The sequence below is a fragment of the Nocardioides sp. LHD-245 genome (assembly GCF_030929495.1).
Lineage (GTDB): Bacteria > Actinomycetota > Actinomycetes > Propionibacteriales > Nocardioidaceae > Nocardioides.
Window position 1 is genome coordinate 151,787 of sequence record NZ_JAVFWN010000004.1, and the last position, 19,927, is coordinate 171,713.

Genomic DNA, 19,927 nt, shown 5'->3' on the forward strand with positions numbered 1-19,927 from the left:
CGGCGCCCTGAGGGCCCTCGCCAAGTTGCCATCGACGGTCGCGCCCTGTTCTCGTGGATGGCTGACGGCCGGGATCGGAGGCAGTTCTCCGGCCAGCTCACGCAGGGTCCGACGCCCGCCGCGGCACGCGGTCGGGGGTCGGTCGGGCTGGTCGACCGAGGCCCGGGCAGAACGACGTTCGGAGAATCGTGCGACTGACGCACCCCCAGTTCGCCCGGCTGACCCACGGCCGGTCCCTCAAGGCCTCCGTCCTCAGGCTGGCCCACAGCCGCAGGGCCCTCACCGTCGTCGTCGCGGCGGTCCTCGTGACCGTCTCCGCGGTCACCTGGGGCTACTCCTCGATGACCACCGAGGTGCGGCTCTCGGTCGACGGCCGGGAGCGCGCGGTCTCGACGATGGGGGACACCGTCGGCGACGTCCTGCGCGACGAGGGCATCGAGGTGTCCGCGCGTGACATCGTCGAGCCCGGCCCGGACGAGCAGGTGGAGGCCGGAGACCGGATCGCGGTGCTCTTCAGCCGCCCGGTCGAGCTGACCGTCGACGGCGAGACGAGCACCCACTGGGTGACCGCGACCGACGTCGAGGGAGCCCTCAGCGAGATCGGCACGCCGTACGCCGACGGCCGGCTCTCCACGAGCCGCTCCGCCGACATCGACCGCGACGGCGCGGCGATCGAGGTCGTCACCCCCAAGGAGCTCACCTTCGTCCTGGCCGGTGCCGAGCCGGTCACCCGGCAGCTGCCTGCGCTCACCGTCGAGGACGCCCTGGCCCAGGTCGGCGTCCAGCTCGACGAGCACGACAAGGTGCGTCCCGCCCGCGGCACGGAGGTCGCCGCGGGCGACCGGATCGTCTTCACCGACATCGAGAAGCGCGAGCGCAGCGTGACCGGCGAGAGCGTCGCCGCGCCGGTGCGGAAGGTCTCCGACGACGCGCTCTACCAGGGCCAGACCGAGGTCGAGACCCCCGGTGTCGACGGTGCCCGCGACGTCACCTACAGGGTGACGGTCCGCAACGGCGAGGTCGTGCGGCGCGTCGTCCTGACCGCGACCGTGACCCGCGAGCCGACGCCCGAGGTCGTCAAGGTCGGCACCAAGCCGGTCGTCGAGTCCGGCAACACCGTGTGGGACCGCCTCGCCCAGTGCGAGTCCGGCGGCAACTGGCGGATCAACACCGGCAACGGCTACTACGGCGGCCTCCAGTTCAGCCTCGGCACGTGGCGGGCCAACGGCGGCACCGGCTACCCCCACCAGGCCTCCCGGGAGACCCAGATCGCCATCGCCACCCGCCTGCGCGACCGCTCCGGTGGCTACGGCGCCTGGCCCGGCTGCGCCGCCAAGCTCGGTCTGCCCCGCTGACCGGCAGGGGAGCCGATAGCCTGGGCCCCATGCCTGAAACCTCCGCTCCGCGGCTGCTGGGCCCGGCGGAGGTTCGGGAGCTGGCGGCCAGGCTCGGGCTGCGCCCGACCAAGCAGCGCGGCCAGAACTTCGTCATCGACGCCAACACGGTGCGGCGGATCGTGCGCGAGTCCGGCGTCACCGACGGCGAGGTCGTCGTCGAGGTCGGGCCCGGGCTGGGATCGCTGACCCTGGCACTGCTCGAGGTCGGCGCCGAGGTCACCGCGATCGAGATCGACCCACTGCTGGCCGGCGAGCTGCCGACGACCATCGGTGCCTTCGCGCCCGGCCAGGCCGAGCGACTCCGGGTCGTGCTCGCGGACGCGATGGCCGTGACCGACCTGCCCGGACCGCCGCCGCAGGCGCTGGTCGCGAACCTGCCCTACAACGTCTCCGTCCCGGTCCTCCTGCACCTGCTGGCCCTGCTGCCGTCGCTGGAGCGCGGCCTGGTGATGGTGCAGGCCGAGGTCGCCGACCGTCTGGCGGCGCCCCCGGGATCGAAGACCTACGGCATCCCCTCGGCGAAGGCGGCCTGGTTCGCCGACGTACGACGAGCCGGCGCGATCGGGCGCAACGTCTTCTGGCCCGCGCCCAACGTCGACTCGGGCCTGGTCGCCTGGACCCGACGCGAGCCGCCCACCGACCGGGTCACGCGCGAGCAGGTGTTCGCGGTGATCGACGCCGCGTTCGCCCAGCGACGCAAGGCGCTGCGCGGCGTCCTGCGCACGATCGCCGGTGGCGCGGAGCGGGCGGAGGCCGCTCTGCGGGCGGCGGGGATCGACCCGCTGACCCGCGGCGAGGCACTCGGGATCGACGAGTTCGTGGCGATCGCGGTCGCCCTCCATGAGAGTCCCGACGCTGGGGAGAGTGCATGACGCAGGTGACGGTGCGGGCCCCCGCGAAGATCAACCTCCACCTCGGAGTCGGCGGGCTGCGGCCGGACGGCAAGCACGCCCTCGCCACGGTCTACCAGGCCGTCGGCCTGTACGACGACGTCACCGTCGTCGAGGCCGACAGCTGGGCCGTGGGGCTGACCGAGCCCGTCGACGGCGTCCCCCTCGGCGAGGACAACATCGCCGTCCGGGCCGGACGCGCGCTGACCGCGCACCACGGGCTGGACCGTGCCGCCCGGATCACCATCGCCAAGGGCATCCCGGTGATGGGGGGCATGGCCGGCGGCTCCGCCGACGCGGCCGCCACGCTGTTGGCCCTGGACCGGCTCTGGGACCTGCAGACCTCCGACGACGACCTGCTCCGGATCGCCGGGACGCTCGGCAGCGACGTGCCCTTCGCTCTCCTCGGCGGCACCGCGCTCGGCACCGGCCACGGCGAGGTGGTCACCCCCGTCCCCGACGCCAGCTCGGTGTGGTGGGTCGTGGTCCTGTCCGACGAGGGACTGTCCACGCCCGCGGTGTACGCCCACTTCGACGAGCTGTCGCCCGATGTCCCGGCGGAGCCGCCGGTCCCCGACGCGCTGGTCGAGGCGCTCGGCACCGGCTACACCGACGAGATCGGCGACCTGCTCGCCAACGACCTGTGGCCCGCCGCCCGGGACCTGCGCCCGGACCTGGTCGACGTCGAGGTGCAGTTGCGCAGCATGGCGCCCGACGGCGTCCTCCTCTCCGGCTCCGGGCCGACCCTGCTGGTCCTCCACGAGGACGTCGAGGAGGCGCGGACCACCGTCGCCGAGCTCACCGCGCTGGGCATGCGCTGCACCCTCGCCCCCGGCCCCGTCGCGGGCGCCCACGTGGTGACCTATGCCTGAGCCGCGCAGTCTGCTCAACCTCGAGCGGGTCTCGAAGTCGTACGGCGTCCGTCCGCTGCTCGCCGACGTCTCGCTCGGCATCGGGGAGGGTGAGCGGATCGGCATCGTCGGCCGCAACGGCGACGGCAAGACGACCCTGTTGCGGATCATGACCGGTGCCGAGGAGCCCGACGACGGCCGGGTCTCGCGCCAGCGGGGGCTCCTGGTCGGCGTCCTCGCCCAGCACGACGACTTCGACGACAGCCACACCGTGCGCGAGGTCGTGCTCCAGGGCAAGGCGGACCACGAGTGGGCCTCCGACGCCCGGCTGCGGGAGATCGTCGACGTGCTGCTGGCGGGTGTCGACCTCGACCGAGCCGTTCACGGACTCTCCGGCGGTGAGCGCCGCCGGTGCGCCCTGGCCGGTCTGCTGCTGGGCGATCACGACCTGGTCGTGCTCGACGAGCCCACCAACCACCTCGACGTCGAGGCGGTCGCCTGGCTGGCCGCCCATCTCGCCGCGCGGCCCTCCGCGCTGGTCGTCGTCACCCACGACCGCTGGTTCCTGGACGCGGTCTGCCAGCAGACCTGGGAGGTCCACGACGGCGTCGTCGACACCTACGAGGGCGGGTACGCCGCGTTCGTGCTCGCCAAGGCCGAGCGCCAGCGCCAGGCAGCCGCCTCGGAGGTGCGCCGGCAGAACCTGGTCCGCAAGGAGCTCGCCTGGCTGCGGCGCGGCGCTCCGGCCCGCACGTCCAAGCCGAAGTTCCGCATCGATGCCGCCAACGCCCTCATCGAGGACGTGCCGCCGCCCCGCGACCGGCTCGAGCTGCAGCGGTTCGCCGCGCAGCGGCTCGGCAAGGACGTCATCGACGTCGAGGACGTCGACTTCTCGCGAGGCACCCGGCAGCTCCTCTCGCACGCCACCTGGCGTCTCGGCCCCGGCGACCGGGTCGGCCTGGTCGGCGTCAACGGCGCCGGCAAGACCTCCGTCCTCTCGCTGCTCTCCGGCGAGGCGGTGCCCGGGGTCGGCAAGGTGCGCCACGGCCGCACGGTCGCTCTCCAGCACCTCACCCAGGACGTCGAGGTCGACGACCCCGAGGCGCGCGTGCTGGCCACCGTCGAGTCGATCCGCCGGGTCACGAAGACCGCCGACGGCGAGATCAGCGCCACCTCGATGCTCGAGCGCTTCGGGTTCACCGGCGACAAGCTGACGGCTCGGATCGGTGACCTCTCCGGTGGCGAGCGCCGCCGGTTCCAGCTGCTCCGGCTGCTGCTGACCGAGCCCAACGTGCTGCTGCTCGACGAGCCGACCAACGACCTCGACATCGAGACCCTCAACGTCCTCGAGGACTTCCTCGACGGCTGGCCCGGCACCCTGGTCGTCGTCTCCCACGACCGGTACTTCCTCGAGCGCGTCACCGACTCCGTCTGGGCGCTGCTCGGCGACGGACAGGTCTCGATGCTGCCCCGAGGCGTCGACGAGTACCTCGAGCGCCGGGCCGCGGCGATGCACCTCGATGTCGCCGTACCCACCCCTTCCGCCGCGCCTCCCTCTTCCGCGCCGGCGAGCGCCGGGGGAGGAGCGGCGATGCCGAGGGCCAAGGCCGGCTCGGCGGAGGAGCGGACCGCGAGGAAGACCGTCGCCCGCCTCGACAAGGTGCTCGAGCGGCTCGCGACCCGCGAGGCGGAGCTGAGTGCCGACCTCGCCGCCCACGCGACCGACCCCGAGCGGCTGACGGCCATCGGCACCGAGCTCGCCGCGTTGCAGGAGGAGAAGGAGGCCGCCGAGCTGGAGTGGCTCGAGGCCGCCGAGGTGCTCGGGTAGCCCGGTCCAGGCGTGGGACACGCGACGGCCCACCGCGGTCGGTGGTTCGGCCGATCGCTTCTGGGAAGGTTGCGAGCATGACCCGATCCAGCATGCTGCACGGCGTTCGTCCACGCGCGGGGCGCCGAGCGGCGCTCGCCGTGGCGACCGGCCTCGTCGTCGCTCTCGTCCTCTCCCTCGGCCCGCTGTCGCCGGGGCGGGCGGGCGCCGCGTCGGCCGGCGGTGCCTGGAAGAGCACCAGCGTCGCCCGCAGCACCCTCTTCTCGACCAACTTCTGGAGCTACGACGTCAACGCCAAGGGCGCCGGTGCGGCGGCCTGGGTCGACGGCGACGGGGACCGGCGCCGGGTCCGGGTGGCGCGCCGGACGGCCGGCGGGAAGTGGGGCCGGCCGCACACGCTCACCGGCAGCTTCTCCTGGAAGGGGCTGCGCAACTACGCCGGAACCAATGACATCGCGATCGACGACCGGGGCCGGGTCACCGTGGTGTGGACCCAGTCGAAGGGCAAGAGCGTCGTGGTCAGGACCGTCTCGAGCAAGGGGAAGCGTGGCTGGTCCAAGCCGAGGACCCTGTCCGCCAAGGGCGAGCGCACCGGCTTCCCGCAGGTCGCGGTCTCCGGCAACGGCTACGCCGTCGTGCACTGGGCGGGTCGCTTCGACACCAGCGTCACCGACTTCACCCTCCACGCCTCGTACCGGGCCCCCGGCGGCACCTGGGAGGCCGCGCAGCGTCTCGACGTCGACCCGGCCTGGCGTCCCGACGCCCGGGCGAGCGAGCCGGCCATCGACGACCGTGGCGTGGCCACCATCGCCTGGGACGAGATCGGGGCGGGTGCCGGCCCGGCGACCAGCCGGGTCCGGCTCGCCTCCCGGGGACCGGCGACGGGGTGGACCCAGCAGACCATGGCCGAGGGCCCGCTCGACCAGCCGTCGGTCGCGACGACGCGCGACGGCCGACTGGTGGCCGCGTGGCGCGACGCCACGACCATCTTCGCCCGGCACCGCACTCCGGCCGGCGGGTGGGGGCCGACCGAGCAGGTCGTCACCGGCGGCGTCCAGACCCCGCAGAACGCGACCGACGTCGGCATCGCCGAGACCGGGCGAGCGGTGATCTACGGCCAGGAGGTCGACGTGCGGGCCGGGACCGTGCTGCCGTACGTGGCGATCCAGGAGTCTCCCGGCACGCCGTGGATCCGGGAGAACGCCACCTCGCCCTTCCCGGCGTACGGCTACAGCCTCTTCCTGCCCCAGCTCGAGGTGGGTGCGGGCGGCGACGTCACCCTCACCTGGGAGCAGCAGTACCGGTCCGAGAAGCGCTGGCCCCTGGCCCTGGCCCGGCACCGCGCGGCGTCCGGCGCCTGGGGCGAGGCGCGTCGTCTCGCCGGCCGAGCCTCGAACCCGATGGTCGGCTCCGACGCGCGGGGCCGCACCTCGCTCGTGTACGGCGCGGGCGACCGCGTCGCGTGCTGCATCTCGATCCGCGCCGCGAAGATCCGCCGCTGACCCGCCGCCGACCCGCCGCTGACCTCCGTCGGCGCCGGGTCGGGTCAGCCGGCGAAGGGTATGAGCAGCCGGCGCAGCAGACCCGCGAGGTCGGTCTGGTCCGCCTCCGACAGTCCGGTCAGCAGCTCGCGCTCGGCGTCCAGCAGGGCGGCGAACGCGCCGTCGACGGCGTCCTTGCCCTCCGGGGTGAGCCGGACGAGCACGCCGCGGCGATCCGAGGGGTCGGGGTGGCGCTCGACGAGGCCGCGAGTCGTCAGCCGGTCGACGCGGTTGGTCATCGTCCCGCTCGTCACCAGCGTCTCGCGCAGCAGCCGGCCGGGGGAGAGCTCGTAGGGCTCGCCGGCCCGGCGCAGCGCCGCCAGCACGTCGAACTCCCAGGACTCGATGTCGTGGGTGGTGAACGCGTCGCGCCGGGCCCGGTCGACGTGGTGCGCGAGCCGCGAGATCCGGCTGAAGACGGACACCGGACCGAGGTCGAGGTCGCTGCGCTCGCGCGCCCACGCCTCGATCAGCTCGTCCACCTCGTCCCGCACGGTGCCATCTTATCCCACCGATCGAGAATCTTGATATCAAGATAAATCGAGCGTAGGGTCGGCCCCGTGAAGGAGCACGCCATCGATCTCGGCCCGGTCGCCCTGGCCAGCCTGACCTGGGGCGAGCTCGACGACCGGGACCGCCCGCTCGCCGTCCTCGTCCACGGCTTCCCGGACACCGCCCACACCTGGCGCCACCTCGGCCCGGCGCTCGCCGGCGCGGGCTACCGCGTCGTCGCGCCGTTCACCCGCGGCTACGCGCCGAGCGGTGTGCCGGCCGACGGCAGCTACCACGTCCCCGCTCTCATGCACGACGTCCTCGCGCTGCACCGCGCGTACGACGGCGACGACCGGGCGGCGCTCGTCGGTCACGACTGGGGCGCGATCACCGCGAACGGCGTCGCCGCCTCCTGCGCCAACCCGTTCGGCGCGATCGTGTCGCTGGCCGTGCCTCCCTTCTCCGTGCTGAACCCGCGCCGCGACGACCTCGCGCGCTGGCTGCGCATCCTGCCGCGGCAGGCGGGGCTGAGCTGGTACACGGTGTTCAACCAGCTGCCCCGGCTGCCGGAGCGGCGCTTCGACGCCCTCGTCGCCCACCTGTGGCGGCGCTGGTCACCGGGCCACGACGCCACCGACGACCTCGCGCACCTCGCCGCCGCCGTACCGGACGGTGACCGCAAGGCGGCGGCGATCGGCTACTACCGCGCCCAGGCCCGGCCGCACCGGCTTCCGGCCGCCTACCGGTCGCTGGCCCGCGACTGGACCCGCGCACCCCGGGTGCCGTTGCTCTACCTGCACGGCGCCGACGACGGCTGCCTCGACCCGCGCTGGGCCGGACGGATCGGCGACCGCCTGCCGGCCGGCAGCCGCGTGGCCATCGTCGACGGAGCCGGCCACTTCCTCCAGCTCGAGCGCCCCGACGTCGTCAACGCCCACATCCTCGACCACCTGCATCTGCCCGGAGGAGCACGCCGCCGATGAGCCTCGCCTGGGATCCGGACCGCTATCTGACCTACGCGGACGAGCGTGGGCGCCCGTTCCTCGACCTCGTCGGCCGAGTCGCCGCCGTCGACCCCCGGGTCGTGGTCGATCTCGGCTGTGGACCTGGCAACCTCACCTCCCTGCTCGCTGATCGCTGGCCGGCCGCGGCGATCACCGGTGTCGACTCCAGTGACGCCATGATCCGCGCCGCCTCCGACAGTCCGGCCGCCGAGCGGGTGGTCTTCCACAGGGCCGACCTCCGCGACTGGCTCACCGCCGCGCCGGCCGGCGGGGTCGACGTGCTCGTCTCCAACGCCACCCTGCAGTGGCTGCCCGAGCACCTCGACCTCCTGCCCGCGCTGGTGCGCGCGGTCGCCCCGGGTGGCTGGCTCGCCTTCCAGGTGCCCGGCAACCACGACGAGCCCAGTCACACGATCCGTGCGGAGCTCGCGGCCGAGCCGCCGTACGCCGCGCACACGGTCGGGGTCGCGCGCCCGGCGGCCCACGACCCCGCCACCTACCTTCGCGCGCTCCAGGAGCTCGGCTGCGCGGTCGACGCGTGGGAGACGACCTACCTGCACGTGCTGCACGGAGAGGACCCCGTCTTCGCCTGGGTCGCGGGCACCGGCGCCCGCCCGACGCTGCAGGCGCTGCCCGACGACCTCCGGCCACGCTTCGAGGACGCGTTCAAGGCGCGGCTGCGGGCGGCGTACCCCGACGAGGGGCGTGGCGTCGTGCTGCCCTTCCGCCGCGTCTTCGCCGTGGCGCGGGTCGGTGCCCAGGCCACGTGACGCGGCCACCGGGGTTCCCCTCCCTCCAGGGAACCCCGGTGACCGCTCGCCCCCGCTCTCGCGGTGGTGCGCCGAGACGACGTCGGCTCCTGAGAACTCAGGACGCCGGTCCGCAGCACCCCCCAGATGCTTCGAACCTCGGCCGCTCCGCCCCGCCCCCCAGCCGGATCGGTTCGGCACCGCAGCCGCCTCGGCAGCTCATGGGGCGGCCCGGGCGCCCAGGTGTCGCGACCGTCGGGTCGCGGGATGCGGAGTGGGCGGGACCGCGAGGGCGCCCGTCGCGAGCTCCTGCTCGCGGCACAGGGCGACGATCGCCGTGATGATCCGGGACGGGTGCGACCTCCCGACCTGTCGCGCCAGATCGACGATCCGGTCGACGTACGGCGACCACGGATCCGCGATGATCATCGCGACGTGGTGGCGCCACTCGTTGATGGTGCCGTGGGCCGCGATGTCGGCGAACTCCTCCACGGAGTCGAGCCGCGGCACGGTCCACGTGCGGTTGACGCCCTGGAGCAGCAGCGCGTGCGCGGCCCGCAGACAGGTGTCGTCGATCGTCTCGCTGCGGTGCGCGGTCCGCGGGTGTGCCGCCAGCCGGCGGGTGAGCCCGGGAGCGAGGATCCGGCGCAGCGCGGCGCTGGTCACCGGCAGCCGGGAGTCGGTCTCCAGCGCGGTGCCGTAGCGGTGCTGCAGCCGCGCGAGCCGCTTGTGCCCCAGCTCGCCCACCAGGCCGGACAGCGCCGCGTGGTCCTCCACGTCGCCGAGCAGCGCGAGCCCGACCAGGTTCGCCGACGCGGCGCAGGCCGGCAGGGTGTGGGACAGCTCCGGGTGCTCCTCGACCAGGGCGACCAGCCGCGCCCAGACGTCGAGGTCCTCCGGGCGGACCCGGTGCGTCCGGGCGAGCGCGCCGTCGAGTACGTCGAGGAGCAGCTCCTCGTGCGGGAGGCCGATGACGCGCCGGGCGCGCACGTGCTCGCGCAGCGTCGCCGACCTGCGGGCCAGCGACCGCGGGCGCAGCGCGGTGACGGCCGGACGCGTCGTACTCATCTGTCTCCGTTCGGGTCGGACCGCCCTGGCGGGGCAGTCACCGAACCGGACGGAGCGCGACACGGAACATCACGCGCTTTTCGCCGCGAGTTCGAAAGTTTTCCGAATCGGTGCATCATCGACGGTGCTCGGTCGTTGAATCGAGGTACGCGAGAGTACGAGGACCGGAGGACCGGATGGACGAGGACGCGTCCCGCGCGCCGGAGGAGCAGCTCCTCGACCGGGTGCGCGCCGGCGACACCGGCGCGTTCGAGGAGCTCTACCGCGACCACGTCGACGGCGCCCGGCACCTGGCGCGGATCCTCGTGGGTCCCGACGCGGCCGAGGAGCTGGTCGCCGAGTCGTTCTCCCGGGTGCTCGGACAGCTCAGCTCCGGCGGCGGCCCCACCTCGAGCTTCCGCTCCTATCTCCACGTCACGATCCGCAACGGCTACCGCGACGGACTGCGTTCGCGGCGCGAGGCGGTGGCGTCGGACCAGCCGTGGCTCTTCGAGCAGGCCGAGACCGGAGAGGTCACGCCGGAGGAGGCGGTCGAGGCGCTGGACGAGACCGTGGCCGTCGACGCCCTCGCCACGCTCCCGGAGAGCTGGCGCACGGTGCTGTGGCACGTCGAGGTCGAGGGCCGCAAGCCCGCCGAGGTCGCGACCCTCATGGACCTCAAGCCGCGCGCGGTCTCCTCGCTCGCGCACCGCGCCCGCGAAGGCCTCAAGCGCGCCTACCTCGATCTGCACGCCGGGCCCGAGCCGGCGCCCGAGCAGTGCCGCTGGGTGCACGCCCGGATGAGCCAGTACGCCCGAGGCGACCTCGGTGCCCGCGCCGAGCAGCGGTTCGGTGCCCACCTCGACGGCTGCGCGGACTGCCGGCGGGCCTTCGTCGTCGTCGACCGGGTCAACCAGAAGCTCGCCGCCCACCTCCTGCCGATCGTGCTGCTGGCCCTGCCGGCCGGGGCGAAGGGCGTGGCCTGGCTGGCCGGGGGAGCGGCGGCCGGCACGACGGGCGCCGTCGGAGCGGGCGGCGGTACGTCGGGAGGCGGTGCCGCCGGCGGCTCGACTGTCGCGGGAGGCGGTTCGAGTGCCCCGGTCGCGGCGGTGGCCGCCGCCGTCGTCGTGGCGGCCGTCGCCGCCGGAGCCTTCGCCGCGATCAACCGCGACGACGGGGCCGACCGGACGCCGGCCGCCTCCCGCCCGGTGGCGGAGGCGAGCCCGGTCGATCCTGGTCGAGCGGACCCGGCGCCGGCGGATCCGGCTCCTGTCGATCCGGCTCCGGCAGCCGACCCCGCGCCGGCGGACCCGCCCGCTGCCGCCCCGGGCCCCGCCGACGCCGCGCCCGGCCCTTCCGCCCCGCCGCCGGCGAGCGACCCGGACCCGCAACCGCCGGCGGCACCGCCCGGCGGCAAGGACCCGGCCGGCGACCCGGCCAAGAGCCCGGGCAGCGATCCGACCCCGGCGCCGGCCGACGTCCCGCCCCCGCTCACCCCGCCGGTCACGCCACCGGTCGACGTACCCCCGACGACGAAGCCGAGCCCGGCCGACTGCGGCGCGCGCCGGATCTGCGCGGGTCCGGTGACCGTGACCCTGCCCGGTGCTGGTCACCCCGGCGCGTCCGTCGAGATCAACCTGCCCGGTCTGCCGATCACGATCTCGATCGGCCCGAAGGCCGGACCGGGCGGGCCGTAGCCGGCCGGGTCTCGCGCCGGAGGTTACTGGCTAGTAATCTAGGTCCATGACCCAGGTCCACAGCCTCTGGAAGACCACCACGAGCCTGCCCGTCGTCGGCGGCACCCTCGGCAAGCGCGTCTTCTCGATCGCGTTCAGTCAGAAGGCGCCGTACTTCGCGTCGATCCATCCGCGGGTGACCGAGCTGCGCCCCAACTACGCCTCGGTCGTCATCCCCAAGCGGCGCAGCGTGCAGAACCACATCGGCACGGTCCATGCGATCGCGCTGTGCAACGGTCTCGAGATGGCGATGGGCGGCCTCGCCGAGGCCACCGTCCCCAGCGGCAAGCGCTGGATCCCCAAGGGCATGACCGTGTCCTACACCGCCAAGGCGACCGGCGACGTCACGTGCATCGCCGAGACCGACCAGGAGCAGTGGGACGGCGCCGACGGCGACCTGCCCGTCCGGGTGCGCGGCGAGCTGGCCGACGGCACCGTGGTCATCGACGGCACCATCAACCTGTGGGTGACCAGCAAGAAGTAGCTCAGGGGGCGCCGATGCCGGGACCGGGCGCGCCACCGGTGCCCTGAGCAGTCAGGCCGGTCAGCGCGGTCATCCCGACGTCGAGCGGCTTGTGCTCGCCGACGAACTTCTTCTGCACCCAGGTGGCCAGACCGGTCAGCAGCAGGTTGACCGAGATGTAGAGGACGGCCAGCACGACCGCGGTCTGCAGGTGGGTTCCGGGGAACTCGGTCCACATCGCCTTGCCGATGTAGGTCAGGCCGGGCGCCACGATGTAGTAGCCGAGGCTGGTGTCCTTCAGTGCGACCACGCACTGGCTGATGATCGCGGGCAGCATGATCTTCACCGCCTGCGGCAGGAGTACGAGGTTCATCACCTGGGTCTTGCGCATCCCGATGGCGTAGGCGGCCTCGCCCTGTCCCTTCGGCACGGCGAGCACGCCGGCGCGGAAGACCTCGGCGAGGACCGAGCCGTTGTAGAGGGTGAGGGCGAAGACGACCGACCAGTAGGGCCCGAAGCCGTCACCGACGCCCCAGGTGAAGAAGATGAAGATCATCAGCAGCAGGACGGGCACGGCGCGGAAGAACTCCACCACCAGCGTGCACGCCCAGCGGACCGGCCGGTGGTCGGAGAGCTTGCCGACGCCGAAGACCACGCCGAACACGACCGCGAAGATCACGGACGTGAAGGCCATCTGCAGGGTCTTCAGCAGGCCGTCGACCAGCAGCGCCTCGACGTACTTCGGCGTGACGAACTGCTCCCACTTCTCATAGGCCAGCTCGCCCTCGGACCGCAGGAAGAGCAGCACACCGGCGATCGCGGCGACCACGGCGACCACCGTGAGGATCGAGTAGAGGCGGTGACGCGCGATCGTGCGCGGCCCGGGTGCGTCGAAGAGGACCGAGCCGGTCATCAGCGGGCCGCCTTCCAGCGACGTTCGAGGCCGACGGCCCCGAGGGAGATGAGCTCGACGAGCAGGATGTAGCCGATCGCGAAGACGACGAAGATCAAGATGGTGTCGTCGGCGTTGCGGTTCACGAAGTAGCGCATCCGCGCGGTCGCCTCCATGATCCCGAACACCGCGACGACCGAGGTGTTCTTCGTCATCGCGATGAGCGTGCTCGCCAGCGGCGGCACCGACGCGCGGAACGCCTGGGGAAGCACGACATGGCGCATGTTCTGGGCGAAGGTCATCCCGATCGCGCGGGCTGCCTCGGCCTGCCCGAGGGGCACCGCGTTGACGCCGGAGCGGATCGCCTCGGCGACGAAGGGCGCGGTGTAGAGGCCGACCGCGATCGTGCCCTTGACCAGGAAGGGCGTCCCCACGAGGAGCCCGAGGTTCGGGGCCGCGAAGAAGACGAAGACGCACATGACCAGCAGCGGGGTGTTGCGCACCACGGTCACGTAGGTCGACGCCACGGTGCGGAGCACCGCGACCGGGCCGACCCGCATGGCCGCGAGCAGAGTGCCGAGCACCATGGCCGCGACGCCCGACAGCACAGCCAGCTGGACGGTCATCCAGAAGGCCTTCAGCACCAGGTCGAAGTTGGAGAACACGTCGTCCATGCCGTGGCGCTCCTCTCGGTCTCGGCAAGTCAGCTGGGTCGGTCAGCTGGGTCGGTCAGTCGGGTCGGTCGTCCCGGTCCGCCGCGGGCCCGGCACCGGGGTGCCGGGCCCGCGGGGCGGTCCGCGGTGATCGGTCAGGCGCAGGGATCCATCGCCGGCGGCTCCGGCGTCTCGACGCCGGACTTGCCCAGCGTCACCTCGAAGGCCGCGGCCCAGTCGCCGTCCTCCTGCGCGTCCTCGATCGTCTCGGTGATCCAGTCGCACATCTCCGGGTGGTCGATCGAGTAGCCGACGCCGTACCGCTCCTCGGAGAAGGGCTCGACGACGACCTTGAGCTCGTCCGGGTGCTCGGCGGCGTAGCCGAGCAGGATCGCGCCGTCGGTCGTCATCGCGTCGACGGTGCCGTTGAGCACCTGGTCGACGCACTCGGAGTAGGTGTCGAACCCGCGCGGCGTGGCGCCCTCGGCCTCGATGTTGGCGAGCGAGGTCGAACCGGTGACCGAGCAGACCTCGGTGCCCTTGACGTCCTCGATGGACTCGATGTCGCTGTCGGACTTCACCAGGAGCTGCTGGCCGGTGACGTAGTAAGGCCCGGCCTGCCCGACGACCTGACGGCGCTCGTCGGTGATGGAGTACGACGCGATGACCAGGTCGACCTCGCCCTTCTGGAGGAAGGCCTCGCGGTTGGCGGAGATGGTCTCGACCCAGTCGATGTCCTCGGGGGCGATGCCCAGGTCGGCGGCGAGGATCTTGCCGATCTCCGGGTCGAAGCCGACGGGGGTGTCATCGGTCGCGCCCTTGAAGCCGATGCCCGGCTGGTCGTACTTGACACCGATCTTGATCGAGCCGGCGTCCGCGAGCTCGCGCATCCGGGTGCCGGCGTCGAACTCCTCGGCCGCGTTGTCCTGGACGTCGACGTCGAGGCCCTTGTCGTCGTCGTCACCGGCATCGCCACATGCGGCGAGCGTCGACGCCACGAGTACGGCGGCCGCGGCCACCTTCAGTCTGGTCAGTCGCATGCGATTCTCCTTCTCAGTGTTTGAGGATCTTGCCGAGGAAGTCCTTGGCCCGGTCGCTCTCCGGGCTGGTGAAGAAGGTCTCGGGGTCGGTCGTCTCGAGGATCCGGCCGTCGGCCATGAAGACGACGCGATTGGCGGCGGTCCGCGCGAAGCCCATCTCGTGGGTCACCACGATCATGGTCATCCCGCGCTCGGCGAGATCGACCATGACGTCCAGCACCTCCTTGATCATCTCGGGATCCAGCGCCGAGGTCGGCTCGTCGAAGAGCATCACCTTCGGATCCATGGCCAGTGCACGGGCGATGGCGACCCGCTGCTGCTGACCGCCGGAGAGCTGCGCGGGGTACTTGTCCGCCTGCTGAGCCACCCCGACCCGCTCGAGGAGCTCGCGGGCGCGGGTCTCGGCCTCGCCCTTCGCGAGCCCGCGCACCTTGATCGGGCCCAGCGTGACGTTCTGCAGGATCGTCTTGTGAGCGAACAGGTTGAAGCTCTGGAACACCATGCCGACGTCGGCCCGGTGCCGGGCGAGTGCCCTGCCCTCCTGCGGAAGCGGCGCGCCGTCGACGAGGATCCGGCCCGAGTCGATCGGCTCGAGCCGGTTGATCGTGCGGCAGAGCGTGGACTTGCCGGAGCCGGACGGGCCGATCACGACGACGACCTCGCCCCGGTCCACCGTCAGGTCGATGTCCTGCAGGACGTGGAGCCCGCCGTAGTACTTCTGCACCTCGGTGAGCTCGACGAGGGGCTCGCCCGAGCGCGGCGTGCCGCTGCCAACCGGAGCGTCATCGGTCACGGTCATACGCCGGGACGCTAGCCCGATGCATGCCGTCTCGGCTAGAGCCACCTGCCGCCGAGACCAAGTTGTGACACCCGGCGGATGCCTCTCGGGGCCTAGAAGATGTCGGGCAGCACGCTGAGGGCGAGGCCCACGAGCAGTGCGAGCACGGCGAGCAGGGCGGCGCTGCGCTGCGCCTTCGCCGACGCCGCATGGTCGGCCGCAGTCAGCGGGTCCAGGCCCCGCTCGGCGCGCCATGCGGTCTCCTCGCGGTCCCACTGCTCCGGGGGAGTGGCGGAGCGCAGCATCGCTCCGAGCGCGAGCAGCAGCAGGGTGAACGCGCCGCCGGTCACCGTGAGCACGGTGAGGATCGCCGAGGCGCCGCGGGTGCCGGTCCCGAACATGAGTCCCGCGCCCATGCCGGCCGAGACGAGCAGCGCGAGGATGCTCAGCACGCTGCCGATCACCTCGTTGTTGCGGGCGACGAAGCCGGGTGAGACGGTCTCAGGCATGCGCCCACTGTAGAGACCGCGCACCACCTCCCCCGGGGTCGGGCGATCCCGGGGGAGGTGGTGCGCGGGTCAGGGTCAGCGCAGGGTGACCACCTCCACCGGGGCGGCCGCGTCGAGATACACCGGGCCGCCGGGCAGCAGGACCCGCACCCGGACGAAGGACGCCTTCTTGGCCTTCGCCGACGTCGGCACCTTGACCTTGACCTTCGTCAGATCGCTCGTGAGAGCGACCTGGGCGCGGGTCTTGAACACGCCGTTGCCGATCGCGACCTGCACCAGCGCGGTGCCGACGGGCGCACCCGCGACGGCGCCGGAGGTGCGGATCCGGACGGGCAGCTTGGCGCCCCGGCGGACCTTGGCCTTCACGGTCGCGCTGAGGCCGACGCTCGCCCTGGCGACCTGGTACGTCGCCGTGATCGGCCCGCTGGACGCGAGGGTGTCGGTGCCGGAGAACTCCGCGGTGACCGCGTGGTCGCCGACCGCGAGGGTGGTGGGCAGCGCGATCGTCACCCGGCCACCGGCCGGCACCGGGTGGGTGCTGGCGGCGCCGTCGACGGTGACGGTGACGGTGCCGCCCTCGCCGCCGGGGACCACGACCGTGGCCGACGCCCCCGTGCCGTACGCCGCCGAGCCGGCGGAGAGCGAGAGCGCGATCGCCGACCCGCCGCGGCTCAGGGCGAAGGTGACGACGTTCGACGTCGAGGACCGGGCGGTCGCGGTCTGGCCGAACACCGCCGTCAGGCGGTGGGTCCCGGCCTTCAGACCCGACACCGCCAGGGTCGCCACCCCGTCGACGGTCGAAGCCGAGCCGAGCGAGACGTCGCCGTCGAGGAACTCGACCTGGCCGCCGGTGTCCGGACCGCTGACCGTCGCGACCAGATCGAACGGTTTGTCGATCGCGACCTCGTCCGGTGTCCAGGCGAGCTCGGTGCTGGTGGCGTCCAGCGCGGAGAACACGCCCTCCGCGCCCCGTCCCGTGGCCGCGGCCAGCGCCGTCACCTCGACGACCCCGCGGGTGACGTCCGCCGGGACGGTGAGCGGCGCCGCGGCGACGCCGTCCCCGTCCGCGATGGCCGTGACGGGCGCGATGCCGGCCGGGGTGAAGGTCACCGACTCGCCGGGGCGGAAGCCGTCCGCCGCCAGCGTGATCACGTCTCCCGGGAGCGGGGTGCTCTCACTCGCGGTCACGGTGCCGGCCCCGCTGAGCGAGGCGTACTCGGCGCACACGTCCCCCGGCACGCCGTACGGCGGCAGCGGGCTGCCGGTCGTGACGCCGTCGTCCTCGCGGATGGCGGTGAACACGATCGCCTTGCGCCCCATGACGGCACCGCGCGTGTTGGTGACGCTCGCCTTCAGGCTGGTGCCGTTGGTGGCCCCGGCGAGCAGGTCGCCGTTGAGCGTGGCCGTCACGACCCTGCACGTCTCGCCGGGGGCGAAGGTGACCTTCTCCATCGCGGCACCGGCGCGGCCCGTGGTCGAGCCGAGCAGTGACGCATAGCCGGTGACGGGCGTCGCTGCCGGCTTGTCGAGCACCACGGCGATGTCGTAGGTGCCGGGACCGTTGCCCTCGTCGACGTACGGCGCGTAGACGTCCAGGGTGGGCTCGGCGCCGGGCGCCGGAGTGCCGACCGCGGAGCGTTCGAACGCCAGGTCGGACAGGTACGCCGATCCGGTCGTCGAGGCGTCGCTGCCGGCGGCGCCGGTGAACCGGATCTCGCGGACGTCGGTCAGGTCGACCCCGCCGGCGGCGATGTCGGCAACGGGTACCACGACCTGCTGGAAGACGAGCTTCTTCAGGTAGGTCGTGCCGGTCGTGGTCGCCGATGCCGGCAGCCGCACCAGCGCCTGCGGATTGATCGCGCTCACCGGCGAGCTCCAGGCGGCGCCGGTGCCGTCAACGACCGTCAGCGTCAGGTCGGTGTCGGTGGCGACCGACTCGCCCGCCATCAGCTTCACGCTGAGCCGGTCGTAGGCCGACGCGTCCCGCTTGTCCTGCGGCACCGAGACCCGCAGGTCGTCGGCGCTGCCGCTCCAGCTCAGCAGCGTCGCCGGTGTGGCGGGGACGTTGCCGCCATTGCTGGCCGGCGTCCAGTGCGGGACCGTCGAGGAGCCCATGGCGTTGGACGCGCAGGGCGGTGTCTCCTGGCCCACCGTGCGGCCGGCGAGGCTGGCGCACACGGTCGCCGTGGCCGTCCCGGAGGTGCGGATCAGCGAGCTCGCCGACTCGAACGACGCGATGGTGGAGCGCGCCGACGACGGGGCCGTGGCCTGGGTGCGGACGTCCTCGTCGCCGAGCACCTCCGGCACCGAGCCGGTGCCGTCGAACATCGGCAGGAACTGTTCCTCGCCGCCCATGGTCGTCCGGAACCACGCGGTCATGTAGACGGTGCCGAGGTCGTACTGCTCCTGCGGCGTCAGCCGGATCGAGGTGTCCGCGACGGACGGGTCGGTGCCGCAGATCGGCTCGGTACGGCGTGCGGTGCTGCCGCTCCAGTCGTCGCTGACCGCGTTCAGGTAGACGCCCGGCGTCCACACCGTGTTGAAGAAGTTGTGGTTCGCGCCCATCACCCAGGTCCCGGTGCGCAGCGAGTCGTCGCCGAACGCGTACCGGGAGTCGTCCAGCAGGTGCTGGCCCTGCTGGTTGGAGACGTCCCCGTCGCAGTAGGGGAGGACGACGTTCATCGCGACGTCCGGCACCGTCATCCGGCCGAAGTCGACCGGCGCCAGCGGCAGGATCGACTCGATGCCGAACGGCTTCTCGCGCAGGGTGTTGAGGACCGCGGCCGAGGCGACCCCCTCGCCGCCGCGGGAGTGGCCCATCATCCCGACGTGGTCCAGGTCGAACCTGCCGACGAGGTCGGCTGCCGACACGTCGTCGAGCGGCGCGGGCGGCGTCACGAAGCCGTCGGCCCGCTCGGCCAGCGCCACGGTGCCCTTGTCGAGGGCCTCGTCGAGGGAGACGTCGTCGCCCGTCGCGTCGTCATGCAGCTCGACCGGCCGGCCGGCGCCGGCGTCGGCCAGCAGGTCGAGGGTGTCGAGGATGAGCTGACCGCGCGCCTGGGCGCCCTGATCGGCGGCGAGCTGGTTGTCGTTCGAGTTGATCGCGTTGGCCGAGATGGAGACGACCGCGTAGCCACGGCTCGCGAGGGCGCGCGCCGTGCCGTCGTATCCGAGGTAGCTGGGGATCGACTTCTGCGTCGCCGAGCAGGGCCAGCGCAGCGGGTTGGGGCTGGTTCCGTAGCAGGACGTGTGGCGGCCGTGCAGCAGCAGCACGACGGGGCGCTCACCCGGAGCGTCGGACAGGTACAGCTTGCCCTCCACCTCGCCGCGGACGCCGCCGATCGCGGCGAGATCGACGGACTGGTCGCCGAACTTGTAGATCGACTCGGTCCACGTGAAAGCACCCGGCGCGGCGGGGTCCTCCTCCAGCGCGGCGGCGAGGGCGGCCTCGGGCAGCACCTCCTCGTGCGCCACGGCGGTCGCGGGCGCCGACGAGCGGCTCGCCCACCCCGGCTCGACCTCGGTGGCGTCGGCGACGGACGGATCTGCGGTGAAGGCCGTCAGGGACAGGCCGTCGGCGGACTCGATGGCGATGCCGATACTGGCGCCGTCGACCTCGATGGTCGGGGCGTCGGACACGACCGGGAGCCGCTGATCCAGCTCGACGCTGACTTCGTAGCCGCCCGGGACGGTCGTGACCGACCAGTCGTCGCCGGACGCCGGGCCGGACGGGACGGGAGCGGCCGCGGCGCCGGGAGCGAGCGGGGACAGCGGGACGAGGACGGCGAGGGACAGCGGCAGCGCGAGGGCTACCGCCGCCCGCCGGGCATGACGGGACAGTGGTGACATGGAGGACTTCCTGCTTGGCGACACGAGCGCCGCCCGAGAGGAGCCACAGGACGCGGCTCGGCGTCAGTGAACCTTCGCAATTCCCGGTTTCGTCGACGTTTCGATCAGCCGGCCGGTCGTGTTGCCGCGGGCGCTCGAAGGTAAAACGTTCGTGCTCGTTCGTGTTCGGCCCCGTCGTGCCGGGTGGGTCGTGGTCACTCCTCCGGTT

Annotated in this window: 17 protein-coding genes; 9 read left to right on the forward strand and 8 right to left on the reverse strand. The window is 72.9% G+C overall.

The window, feature by feature from the left end; genetic code table 11:
* The first annotated feature begins 188 nt into the window (after positions 1-188).
* The 5 genes from RB608_RS08065 (at position 189) to RB608_RS08085 (ending at position 6,468) form a co-directional block, all read left to right on the forward strand.
* Positions 189-1,355: a ubiquitin-like domain-containing protein gene (locus RB608_RS08065; protein ID WP_308087292.1), complete on the forward strand. Its 1,167-nt coding sequence runs from the start codon at positions 189-191 to the stop codon at positions 1,353-1,355.
* 29 nt (positions 1,356-1,384) lie between these two features.
* Positions 1,385-2,269, forward strand: coding sequence for a 16S rRNA (adenine(1518)-N(6)/adenine(1519)-N(6))-dimethyltransferase RsmA (gene rsmA / locus RB608_RS08070; protein WP_308087293.1), 885 nt, complete (start codon positions 1,385-1,387; stop codon positions 2,267-2,269).
* On the forward strand, positions 2,266-3,159 hold the full coding sequence (locus tag RB608_RS08075; RefSeq protein ID WP_308087294.1) for a 4-(cytidine 5'-diphospho)-2-C-methyl-D-erythritol kinase: 894 nt from the start codon (positions 2,266-2,268) through the stop codon (positions 3,157-3,159). Before rsmA ends, RB608_RS08075 begins: the two co-directional genes overlap by 4 nt.
* Entirely contained in the window at positions 3,152-4,966 is a 1,815-nt protein-coding gene (locus RB608_RS08080; RefSeq protein WP_308087295.1) for an ABC-F family ATP-binding cassette domain-containing protein, read from the forward strand. The genes RB608_RS08075 and RB608_RS08080 overlap by 8 nt, the downstream gene beginning before the upstream one ends.
* A gap of 77 nt (positions 4,967-5,043) precedes the next feature.
* The gene (locus tag RB608_RS08085; protein WP_308087296.1) at positions 5,044-6,468 is read left to right on the forward strand and encodes a hypothetical protein; all 1,425 of its coding nucleotides are present in this window, start codon (positions 5,044-5,046) and stop codon (positions 6,466-6,468) included.
* Between the two features lie 44 nt (positions 6,469-6,512).
* Here the strand turns inward: RB608_RS08085 and RB608_RS08090 are convergent, their stop codons facing one another.
* A complete protein-coding gene (locus RB608_RS08090) occupies positions 6,513-7,001 on the reverse strand; it encodes a MarR family transcriptional regulator (RefSeq protein WP_308087297.1) in 489 nt (162 codons plus the stop codon).
* 66 nt (positions 7,002-7,067) lie between these two features.
* Between RB608_RS08090 and RB608_RS08095 the strand changes: the two genes are divergently transcribed.
* A complete protein-coding gene (locus RB608_RS08095; protein WP_308087298.1) occupies positions 7,068-7,982 on the forward strand; it encodes an alpha/beta fold hydrolase in 915 nt (304 codons plus the stop codon).
* Complete coding sequence (locus RB608_RS08100) at positions 7,979-8,773, forward strand: methyltransferase domain-containing protein (protein ID WP_308087299.1); 795 nt, start codon at positions 7,979-7,981, stop codon at positions 8,771-8,773. Before RB608_RS08095 ends, RB608_RS08100 begins: the two co-directional genes overlap by 4 nt.
* 198 nt (positions 8,774-8,971) lie before the next feature.
* Here RB608_RS08100 and RB608_RS08105 read toward each other — a convergent pair whose 3' ends face one another.
* Complete coding sequence (locus RB608_RS08105) at positions 8,972-9,820, reverse strand: hypothetical protein (RefSeq protein WP_308087300.1); 849 nt, start codon at positions 9,818-9,820, stop codon at positions 8,972-8,974.
* A 176-nt stretch (positions 9,821-9,996) separates the two neighbouring features.
* Here RB608_RS08105 and RB608_RS08110 point away from each other — a divergent pair, with 176 nt between their 5' ends.
* Together RB608_RS08110 and RB608_RS08115 are read left to right on the forward strand one after the other, a co-directional pair.
* The gene (locus RB608_RS08110) at positions 9,997-11,496 is read left to right on the forward strand and encodes a sigma-70 family RNA polymerase sigma factor (protein WP_308087301.1); all 1,500 of its coding nucleotides are present in this window, start codon (positions 9,997-9,999) and stop codon (positions 11,494-11,496) included.
* Positions 11,497-11,542: 46 nt separating this feature from the next.
* Positions 11,543-12,019: a hotdog fold domain-containing protein gene (locus tag RB608_RS08115; RefSeq protein WP_308087302.1), complete on the forward strand. Its 477-nt coding sequence runs from the start codon at positions 11,543-11,545 to the stop codon at positions 12,017-12,019.
* A gap of 1 nt (position 12,020) precedes the next feature.
* On the opposite strand, the gene RB608_RS08120 is transcribed toward RB608_RS08115, so the two are convergent.
* The 6 genes from RB608_RS08120 to RB608_RS08145 all read right to left on the reverse strand — a co-directional run bounded on the left by RB608_RS08120 (position 12,021) and on the right by RB608_RS08145 (position 19,719).
* Positions 12,021-12,911 (reverse strand): amino acid ABC transporter permease, encoded by an 891-nt coding sequence (locus RB608_RS08120; protein ID WP_308087303.1) that lies wholly within the window; start codon positions 12,909-12,911, stop codon positions 12,021-12,023.
* Positions 12,911-13,564, reverse strand: a complete 654-nt coding sequence (locus tag RB608_RS08125; RefSeq protein ID WP_308087304.1) for an amino acid ABC transporter permease — start codon at positions 13,562-13,564, stop codon at positions 12,911-12,913. Before RB608_RS08125 ends, RB608_RS08120 begins: the two co-directional genes overlap by 1 nt.
* A gap of 134 nt (positions 13,565-13,698) precedes the next feature.
* Positions 13,699-14,583 (reverse strand): glutamate ABC transporter substrate-binding protein, encoded by an 885-nt coding sequence (locus RB608_RS08130; RefSeq protein ID WP_308087305.1) that lies wholly within the window; start codon positions 14,581-14,583, stop codon positions 13,699-13,701.
* A gap of 13 nt (positions 14,584-14,596) precedes the next feature.
* On the reverse strand, positions 14,597-15,382 hold the full coding sequence (locus tag RB608_RS08135) for an amino acid ABC transporter ATP-binding protein (protein WP_308087306.1): 786 nt from the start codon (positions 15,380-15,382) through the stop codon (positions 14,597-14,599).
* Positions 15,383-15,474: 92 nt separating this feature from the next.
* Positions 15,475-15,870: a hypothetical protein gene (locus tag RB608_RS08140; RefSeq protein WP_308087307.1), complete on the reverse strand. Its 396-nt coding sequence runs from the start codon at positions 15,868-15,870 to the stop codon at positions 15,475-15,477.
* A gap of 75 nt (positions 15,871-15,945) precedes the next feature.
* Positions 15,946-19,719 (reverse strand): Ig-like domain-containing protein, encoded by a 3,774-nt coding sequence (locus tag RB608_RS08145; RefSeq protein ID WP_308087308.1) that lies wholly within the window; start codon positions 19,717-19,719, stop codon positions 15,946-15,948.
* Positions 19,720-19,927: the final 208 nt, after the last annotated feature.

Bases quoted from the DNA above. Each gene is read 5' to 3' on its own strand.
- RB608_RS08135 (WP_308087306.1), bottom strand. From the start codon at position 15,382: ATGACCGTGACCGATGACGCTCCGGTTGGCAGCGGCACGCCGCGCTCG.
- RB608_RS08085 (WP_308087296.1), top strand. From the start codon at position 5,044: ATGACCCGATCCAGCATGCTGCACGGCGTTCGTCCACGCGCGGGGCGC.
- RB608_RS08125 (WP_308087304.1), bottom strand. From the start codon at position 13,564: ATGGACGACGTGTTCTCCAACTTCGACCTGGTGCTGAAGGCCTTCTGG.
- RB608_RS08075 (WP_308087294.1), top strand. From the start codon at position 2,266: ATGACGCAGGTGACGGTGCGGGCCCCCGCGAAGATCAACCTCCACCTC.
- RB608_RS08145 (WP_308087308.1), bottom strand. From the start codon at position 19,719: ATGTCACCACTGTCCCGTCATGCCCGGCGGGCGGCGGTAGCCCTCGCG.
- rsmA (WP_308087293.1), top strand. From the start codon at position 1,385: ATGCCTGAAACCTCCGCTCCGCGGCTGCTGGGCCCGGCGGAGGTTCGG.
- RB608_RS08105 (WP_308087300.1), bottom strand. From the start codon at position 9,820: ATGAGTACGACGCGTCCGGCCGTCACCGCGCTGCGCCCGCGGTCGCTG.
- RB608_RS08110 (WP_308087301.1), top strand. From the start codon at position 9,997: ATGGACGAGGACGCGTCCCGCGCGCCGGAGGAGCAGCTCCTCGACCGG.
- RB608_RS08115 (WP_308087302.1), top strand. From the start codon at position 11,543: ATGACCCAGGTCCACAGCCTCTGGAAGACCACCACGAGCCTGCCCGTC.
- RB608_RS08120 (WP_308087303.1), bottom strand. From the start codon at position 12,911: ATGACCGGCTCGGTCCTCTTCGACGCACCCGGGCCGCGCACGATCGCG.
- RB608_RS08100 (WP_308087299.1), top strand. From the start codon at position 7,979: ATGAGCCTCGCCTGGGATCCGGACCGCTATCTGACCTACGCGGACGAG.
- RB608_RS08130 (WP_308087305.1), bottom strand. From the start codon at position 14,583: ATGCGACTGACCAGACTGAAGGTGGCCGCGGCCGCCGTACTCGTGGCG.
- RB608_RS08080 (WP_308087295.1), top strand. From the start codon at position 3,152: ATGCCTGAGCCGCGCAGTCTGCTCAACCTCGAGCGGGTCTCGAAGTCG.
- RB608_RS08140 (WP_308087307.1), bottom strand. From the start codon at position 15,870: ATGCCTGAGACCGTCTCACCCGGCTTCGTCGCCCGCAACAACGAGGTG.